Origin of the sequence: Marinifilum fragile JCM 15579, assembly GCF_001310955.1 — a bacterium.
GTDB lineage: Bacteria > Bacteroidota > Bacteroidia > Bacteroidales > Marinifilaceae > Marinifilum > Marinifilum fragile.
The window spans coordinates 129,997-136,879 of record NZ_BAZX01000011.1 but is presented as its reverse complement, the minus strand read 5'-3'; the positions used below and the strand labels follow the sequence as shown (position 1 = coordinate 136,879).

General features: G+C 35.3%; 8 protein-coding genes and 1 pseudogene. 1 reads left to right on the top strand and 8 read right to left on the bottom strand.

What is annotated here, in order from left to right; genetic code table 11:
- Positions 1–111: 111 nt before the first annotated feature.
- From JCM15579_RS10400 to JCM15579_RS10390, 3 genes are read right to left on the bottom strand one after another with little or no spacing between them, the layout of a single operon-like run.
- Positions 112–723: a GSCFA domain-containing protein gene (locus JCM15579_RS10400; protein WP_054719627.1), complete on the bottom strand. Its 612-nt coding sequence runs from the start codon at positions 721–723 to the stop codon at positions 112–114.
- The gene (locus tag JCM15579_RS10395) at positions 704–1,099 is read right to left on the bottom strand and encodes a GSCFA domain-containing protein (protein ID WP_054719625.1); all 396 of its coding nucleotides are present in this window, start codon (positions 1,097–1,099) and stop codon (positions 704–706) included. The genes JCM15579_RS10400 and JCM15579_RS10395 overlap by 20 nt, the downstream gene beginning before the upstream one ends.
- Before the next feature lie 7 nt (positions 1,100–1,106).
- Positions 1,107–1,943, bottom strand: coding sequence for an alpha/beta hydrolase (locus JCM15579_RS10390; protein ID WP_054719623.1), 837 nt, complete (start codon positions 1,941–1,943; stop codon positions 1,107–1,109).
- A 40-nt stretch (positions 1,944–1,983) separates the two neighbouring features.
- Here JCM15579_RS10390 and JCM15579_RS10385 point away from each other — a divergent pair, with 40 nt between their 5' ends.
- A complete protein-coding gene (locus JCM15579_RS10385; protein WP_054719621.1) occupies positions 1,984–2,388 on the top strand; it encodes a secondary thiamine-phosphate synthase enzyme YjbQ in 405 nt (134 codons plus the stop codon).
- Here the strand turns inward: JCM15579_RS10385 and queG are convergent.
- From queG to sufD, 5 genes and pseudogenes are all read right to left on the bottom strand, one after another.
- Positions 2,377–3,309 (bottom strand): tRNA epoxyqueuosine(34) reductase QueG, encoded by a 933-nt coding sequence (gene queG, locus JCM15579_RS10380; protein WP_054719644.1) that lies wholly within the window; start codon positions 3,307–3,309, stop codon positions 2,377–2,379. The genes JCM15579_RS10385 and queG overlap by 12 nt on opposite strands.
- Before the next feature lie 100 nt (positions 3,310–3,409).
- Positions 3,410–3,721 carry an iron-sulfur cluster assembly protein gene (locus JCM15579_RS10375; protein ID WP_054719620.1) on the bottom strand — a complete coding sequence of 104 codons (312 nt, stop codon included), beginning with the start codon at positions 3,719–3,721 and terminating at the stop codon, positions 3,410–3,412.
- An 8-nt stretch (positions 3,722–3,729) separates the two neighbouring features.
- Positions 3,730–4,149, bottom strand: a complete 420-nt coding sequence (locus JCM15579_RS10370) for a SufE family protein (RefSeq protein WP_054719618.1) — start codon at positions 4,147–4,149, stop codon at positions 3,730–3,732.
- Between the two features lie 59 nt (positions 4,150–4,208).
- Positions 4,209–5,432 carry a cysteine desulfurase gene (locus JCM15579_RS10365; protein WP_083464632.1) on the bottom strand — a complete coding sequence of 408 codons (1,224 nt, stop codon included), beginning with the start codon at positions 5,430–5,432 and terminating at the stop codon, positions 4,209–4,211.
- 61 nt (positions 5,433–5,493) lie between these two features.
- Positions 5,494–6,854, bottom strand: a pseudogene (gene sufD / locus JCM15579_RS10360) (Fe-S cluster assembly protein SufD).
- Positions 6,855–6,883 lie beyond the last annotated feature (29 nt).

Sequence of the window (6,883 nt, the reverse complement as noted above, 5' to 3'; positions counted from 1 at the left end):
GAAAACTTTAAGTTTTTTCGCAAAAATAAATAGCTGCCTGAAAATCAGTAGCTATTTTTTTCATATGGAAAGGGAAAAACAAATTACAAAAATTACATGAAAAAGTCCAACTTAATCTTGAAGATTTTTTCGCATCACCTTTCTTTCTATATCAAAGGACAGATTTGGCAATTGTTTCTCTAAGATTTCCATCCCAGAAATGGTTTTATGAATAAACTTTTGATGCGATTCAGAATCTGGATTAAAAGGACGATGTTCCGCCGCAGAAATCATTTTTCTAATTTTCTTCATATAATCCATAGTTGTTTTATCCATGAAAACATCAGAAAATCGTGACCAAATATAATTTGTCGAAGCAGAATTCATATGAATCATGTCTTCATGATAAAATCTATAATCTCTTAATTCGTCCATCACAATCTCGTAAGAAGGAAAATAACTAACATGATCAAACAATTGCACCAACTGATCTGCCGCCAATAGTAGAGTTGACTTGCTTAATTGATTTCCATGAGCGCCATCTTTCCAGTGTCGAATTGGACTTACGGTAAAAACAATTTTTAAATGCGGATTAAAAAGAGATAAGGATAGAATCAAATCTTTATAAAATCGAACGATTTCATCTACATCCAAACGATATCGATTAAATGATTTTGCAGGCTGTTTATGGCAATTGGATACAATTTTACCCGAATCTATGAGTTCATAAACAGGATGTGCCAAATGTAATGAATAGAATATCGGCAGTAGCCAAATCTAATGAAGCAGATTGCATGGCAGTATTAATACTTTTCAAACATTCTTCGGAAGATGTTGATGAAAAACTTCCATGGTGAGAATAGCTAAAGTATAAATCATTCGCAAAATTCAGATCATCTTCGATAAATTCCTTATTATCGATTAACAACTGAATACTATTACCTACACTAATTGGGTTATAAATTACTCCAAATGGATTTACAGTTGTGTTGAATTTATTTTGAACCAATAATTTTCCAACATTTTCAACAAAACAAGAACCCAACATTAAAATCTTAGAATGATAAGAAATTTTAAAATCTGATTCAGGTATTTCGACAATTGTTCTGAACTGATCCATGATATCTTTATTTCTTCAGTAATTTATATATCCAATCGCAAATGTATTCGAAAACTTCATTATTAAAAGGCTCATTGTGCAATTCATGATAAGCTTTGTTCCACAATTTAAAGGTACAGTTTTCCTGATTCTTATTTGCAAAATATTTACTAGCAGCAGAATCTGTAATTCCATCCTCATCGCCATGCATCAACAACAAGGGTTTTTTAATTTTTTCTTCAGAATTGTATACAAAGTAACCTGCATCGTAAGCTTCAACAAACAAACGAAAGGATACCCAGTGATGAACAAACTCATCCTCATCATATTTGCGACAAACCTCTGGATTGTGGGACAGTAAACTTGAATCAAATTTTGTTTTAATACTGAATTTCGGAATCAAGCGATTCAAAAATCTCAGCAATGGAATCACCATTTTTGGTGGAGAACCCTGCGAAATAATCCAAGGTGAAGTGGAAATAACACCAATATATTTGTTATTTCTTTTTAGTAGATGGTTCAACACCTCTCCTCCTCCCATGCTATGCCCATACAATACAATAGGTAAGTTCGGATATTTCTCTTCCGCTTTATGCAAAACCAAATCAATATCATTCATGAAATCATCATAGGAAGAAATTACACCTCTTTTCCCTTCAGATAATCCATGACCTCGCTGATCAAAGGCTAACAATATAAACCCCTCAATCACAAATCTTTCCGCCCAATATAAATACCTGGAACTATGCTCACCAATACCATGTACCAAAACAAGTATTGCTTTTATATCCTCATCGGGGAGGAATTCCTGTGCAAAAAGTTGAATATTATCGTGAGCCAGAAAATGAAAAATATTGTGCTGCATTGAGGAATAAATTAAATTGACACATAAAAATAGAAAGAAAATGCAAAAACAAATTATAATTCGAACAGATAAGCACAATGGCCTGTATGACATTACTTCACAAACAGAAAAAATAGTAGAAGAAAGTGGTATTCAATCAGGCATTGTAAATGTATATGCACAGGGAGCTACTGCTGCCATCATGGTTCAGGAAAACTGGGATGAATCGGTACAAAATGATGTGGTCACTCTACTAAAAAATTTGATTCCTTCGGGCGTATTGGAACATGATGCCCAGGATAAGAATGGTGATTCACATTTGAAAGCCGGAATAGTTGGTCCAAGCGAATGCATTCCTATTATTAATGGTAAAATGGGATTATCAACCTGGCAAAACATTTTCTTTTGCGAATTTGATGGTCCAAGAAAAGAGAGAAGTATTATTATAAGTTGTTTACAGATCTAAAAAATCCAGATTTCTCTTTATCCCTTTAAATTTTGTTCTTTTGACAGCTGAATTACGAAATATTTCTCCGAATTTATGAGCATCCATGTGCTGCCAATTCTCTTTTGACATGTTTAGCAGATCAGGATTTGGATCAAACTCTGGAACCTTATGAGATTTTGCCATTCTATTCCAAGGACAAACATCCTGACAAATATCGCATCCAAACACTCTATTTTGGAATTTTCCTTTTTCTTCTTCAGGAATTTCTCCTTTTAATTCGATGGTATAATACGAAATACATTTGCTTCCATTCACAACATATGGCTCTGTGATTGCTCCGGTTGGACAAGATCGAACGCATCTATTGCACCCTCCACAAAAATCAGCGTAAGTGGGATTTTCATATTCCAACTCCATATCCAAAAACAATTCACCCAAGAAAAGAAAGGAACCAATTTTTCGATTAATGAGTAATGAATTTTTTCCTATCCAGCCTAAACCAGCTCTTTTTGCCCATGCATGTTCTAAAACTGGAGCCGAATCAACAAATGCACGTCCAGAAACCTCACCAATTTCTGTATTAATGTATTCCAATAACTGATTCAATCTGTCTTTTAGGACAAAATGATAATCTTTACCGTATGCATATTTTGCAATTACCGGAGCTTCCGGATCATTTTGTTGCTCTTTGGGGAAATAATTTAAACCAACAACAACAATAGACTTTGTATTTTCAACCAACAATCGAGGATCCAAACGCTTCTCGATATTGTTGGCCATGTATCCCATTTCACCATGATAGCCTTTATCCAACCATGAAAGAAAATTTTCTCTTTCATCCTCCAAAAAATCTGCCTTAACAATCCCACACAAATCCAACCCAAGTTCTTTTGCCTTGGATTTTATCAGGTTTGATTTTGCAGATAAAGTAAGATTCATTGTATCTTCCAATAGGTAGAGACGTAGGATGCTACGTCTTTACATGTCTTCTAGATTACATAGGTACAAAAAAAGGGCTAAACAGCCCTTTGAAAATATTTTAAAGAAAACCCAGTTCGAGTTTTGCTTCTTCAGTCATCATATCTTTATCCCATGGTGGATCGAATGTAAGAACAACAGTAACATCTTCGATCATTGGCAAGGCTTTAATTTTATCATTTACCTCTTCCAAAATCTGATCAGCCATCGGACAATTAGGAGCAGTAAGAGTCATCAACACTTTCACCTCGTCTTCTTCATAGAAATCGATCTCATAAATTAATCCCAGATCATAAATATTTACTGGGATCTCCGGATCGTAAATGGTCTTTAAGACCTCTACTATTATTCCTTCTGTTTCCTTTTTTCCCATCTTGTATATTATTTTACATGATTGAAAGCAATTCCGTACATCTTAATTTGCTTCACCATCGATACCAAACCATTCGATCTGGTTGGTGAAAGATGCTGTTTCAAACCAATTTCATCAATAAAGTTCAAATCAGCATTCATGATATCTTCAGGAGTTTGGTTATTGAATACACGAATTAACAAAGCAGCAATACCTTTTACAATAATAGCATCACTATCTGCTTCAAGTTTCACTTTACCGTCTTCCAAACTTGCATTGAACCAAACTTTCGATTGACAACCTTTAATAAGGTTCTGATCCGTTTGATGCTTTTCATCTAATCCCTGCAAATCGGTTCCCAACTCGATTAGATATGCATATTTGTCCATCCAATCTTCGAATCCTGCAAATTCTTCAATAATTTCTTCCTGAATCTCGTTTATTGTCATCTCTCTAATAATACTTAAACAAAGAGTTGTTACTTATATCTCTTTTGATTTTGATGGCACTAATGTACAAACATTTTGCAAACTTTTAGGATACCATTATAAAGGGCGTCGATTTCTTCCTTTGTATTGTAGAAGGAAAACGAAGCACGAACGGTTCCGTCGATACCAAAATGTTGCATTATCGGTTCGGTACAATGGGTTCCTGTTCGAACCGCAATTCCCATCTGATCCAATAGCATTCCCATATCATAGAAGTGAATTCCATCAACCAGGAAAGAAATCACAGATGTTTTGTGTTCGGCAGTTCCATATATCTTAAGGCCATCAATACTTGATAACTTTTCGGTGGCATAGGCCAAAAGCTCTTGCTCGTAAGCATCAATATTTTCAAGACCAATATTTTCTACATACTCAATAGCAGCTCCTAAACCAATTGCATCAATATAATTGGGAGTTCCCGCTTCAAACTTAAATGGCAATTCATTGTAAGTGGTTCCTGAAAATCGAACTTCCTTAATCATTTCACCACCACCTTGCCATGGAGGCATCTCGTTTAGCAAATCTTCCTTACCGTATAAAACACCAATACCGGTTGGACCATACAATTTATGACCAGAGAAAACCAAGAAATCAACATCCCACTCCTGAACATCAATTTTCAAATGCTGTACCGACTGAGCTGCATCCACCAAAACCTTAACTCCTCTCGCATGTGCGATATCGATAATTTTCTGGATTGGATTAATGGTTCCCAATGAATTTGAAATATGATTTACTGCCACAATCTTTGTTCTATCAGTAATCAACTCATCCAACTCATCCAACAAAAGTTCTCCCTTATCATTAAAAGGAAGCACTTTTAGAACTGCTTTTTTCTTTTCACAAACCAATTGCCAAGGAACAATGTTTGAATGATGTTCCAATTCAGAAACGATCACCTCATCGCCTTCGCCAATATATCTTTCAGCAAAAGAATTGGCAACTAGATTTACAGATTCAGTTGTTCCTCTGGTAAAAATGATTTCGTGAAGATGTTCCGCATTAATAAAATTCTGTACAATCTTTCTTGCATTCTCATTTCCATCGGTGGATTTATTACTTAGGTAATGTACTCCACGATGAATATTAGAATTGTACTTATAATAATACTTCACCATTTCATCAATCACCTGTGTAGGCTTTTGTGTGGTTGCTGCATTATCGAAGTACACAAGATCTTTACCATGTACTTTTTCCTGAAGTATTGGAAAATCTTTACGTATTTTATTTATGTCCAGCGTCATTGTATATTATTATATGGTAGAGACGTAGCAATGCTACGCCTTTACAATATCATTATCAATTTTAGTGATTGCAAGCTATTGCACAAGTATTACATTTTGAGATTTCGCCACGTAATCTTTTGTCAACCAATTCGTCAATTCTTTCTTTCAAAGGCTCAACTCTGATTTTCTCGATAATTTCGTGAGCAAAAGCAAACATCAGCATCTGACGAGCTTCTTTCTCATCGATACCTCTAGCACGCAAGTAGAACAATGCATCCTCATCCATCTGTCCCACTGTTGCTCCGTGACTACATTTCACATCATCAGCATCAATTACCAATTGTGGTTTGGTGTTGATCACAGCATCGTTTGAAAGCAACAAGTTGTTGTTCGACTGGTAAGCCTGAGTTTGCTGAGCATCTCTCTAACGAAAATTCTACCTGCAAAAGCTCCAGAAGCCTGATCATCCATAACACCCTTAAAGTGCTCGTTACTCAAACAGTTTGGCTTGGCATGATCAATCGAAGTAAAGTTATCTACATGCTGATCGCGATCCATCAGGTACATACCAAAGGTATTGTTCTCACAATACTCCTCATCCAATAATACATGATGGTTGTTGCGAATTGTTCCTCCATATAGAGAAATGGTATTCGACAAAACGTTTGAGTGTGATTCCTGACGAATGAAAGTTGAATTCAAAATTACAGAATTTAAATGCTGATTTTGCAAAGTATATAAATCGAAAATTGCATTTCGTGCAACATTTACCTCTGTAACAGAATTGGTTAAATATTTATGATGCGTTAAAGTATGATCACAAACAATAATTTTTGCCTGTGCATTTTCTTCAACTACAATTAAGTTTCTTTGAGTAGCCATTAGGTCACGATCCGAACGAAGCAAGTTTACAACCTGAATTGGTTTTTCAATTACAACACCTTTTGGCACGTAAATAAAGAATCCATCCTTAGCCAAGGCTGTATTTAATGCAACCACCCCATCTTCTTCGGTTTTGGCATATTTGCCATAGTGTGCATTAAAAATATCCGGATATTTTTCGGCAGCTTCCTGAACACCACAAACAATCACTCCTTTTGGCAATTCAGTTAACTCTTTATTGTTTCCGTAGTACCAACCATTTGTTAACAACACCAAATTGGTATCCAACTCAGGTACATCACACTGGAAAATCTCATTCAAATCAACATCAACATTCTGATATCTAAGATTTACATTGTATGGATGATCGAAAGCCGGAATCAAGTTGGTATACTTGTAATTCTCGTTGGCACGAGTAGGAATGCCCAATTTAGAAAAATCCTGAAATGCATTCTTGCGAGTTTCGTTCATAACATCTGACGAACCTTCCAACAACAATTCATTTCCTTGATCAAACAAATCAGCGAAATCCTTATTTATTGTATTAATATCGGCCATATCTGACAAATTATTTAATGAGTGATAAA

Bases quoted from the DNA above. Each gene is read 5' to 3' on its own strand.
- queG (WP_054719644.1), bottom strand. From the start codon at position 3,309: ATGAATCTTACTTTATCTGCAAAATCAAACCTGATAAAATCCAAGGCA.
- JCM15579_RS10370 (WP_054719618.1), bottom strand. From the start codon at position 4,149: ATGACAATAAACGAGATTCAGGAAGAAATTATTGAAGAATTTGCAGGA.
- JCM15579_RS10375 (WP_054719620.1), bottom strand. From the start codon at position 3,721: ATGGGAAAAAAGGAAACAGAAGGAATAATAGTAGAGGTCTTAAAGACC.
- JCM15579_RS10395 (WP_054719625.1), bottom strand. From the start codon at position 1,099: ATGGATCAGTTCAGAACAATTGTCGAAATACCTGAATCAGATTTTAAA.
- JCM15579_RS10365 (WP_083464632.1), bottom strand. From the start codon at position 5,432: ATGACGCTGGACATAAATAAAATACGTAAAGATTTTCCAATACTTCAG.
- JCM15579_RS10385 (WP_054719621.1), top strand. From the start codon at position 1,984: ATGCAAAAACAAATTATAATTCGAACAGATAAGCACAATGGCCTGTAT.
- JCM15579_RS10390 (WP_054719623.1), bottom strand. From the start codon at position 1,943: ATGCAGCACAATATTTTTCATTTTCTGGCTCACGATAATATTCAACTT.